Raw genomic sequence first — 335 nt, forward strand, 5'->3', positions numbered from 1 at the left:
AGAAGTAACTGAGCCGTTCTGTATTGCGTTCTGTCGTGCCAAATGGCAATGGCTTCACTGTCGCTCTCCGCTTCGATGTGGCTTTGCGGTAAGAGCCTGTAGAGTGGCTTCCAAGTGTTGTTATGCAGTTTCAGTATTGTGTATTTCATCTTGAACATAGCCATACAAAGACCATACATTAGGGTCTACGTTGATAGGGATGATTTCTAGGTTTCTGATGTTAATGTGCGCTCCATGAGTAGTGATACTACCATGACGCACCAAATTCCATAAAATTTGCGCTCCAAAACGTGCGGTCGTGGCGTTCACACCAAGATCTTGACGCTCTAAGCTCT

1 protein-coding gene is annotated in these 335 nt (G+C 45.4%); it reads right to left on the reverse strand.

The genetic code is table 11. The features are described from left to right. Positions 1-120 precede the first annotated feature (120 nt). A partial coding sequence (locus AB4585_RS28095; protein ID WP_372172048.1) for a hypothetical protein occupies positions 121-335 on the reverse strand: 215 nt, incomplete at its 5' end.

Source organism: Vibrio sp. 10N.222.49.C9, from assembly GCF_041474985.1.
Taxonomy (GTDB): domain Bacteria; phylum Pseudomonadota; class Gammaproteobacteria; order Enterobacterales; family Vibrionaceae; genus Vibrio; species Vibrio crassostreae_C.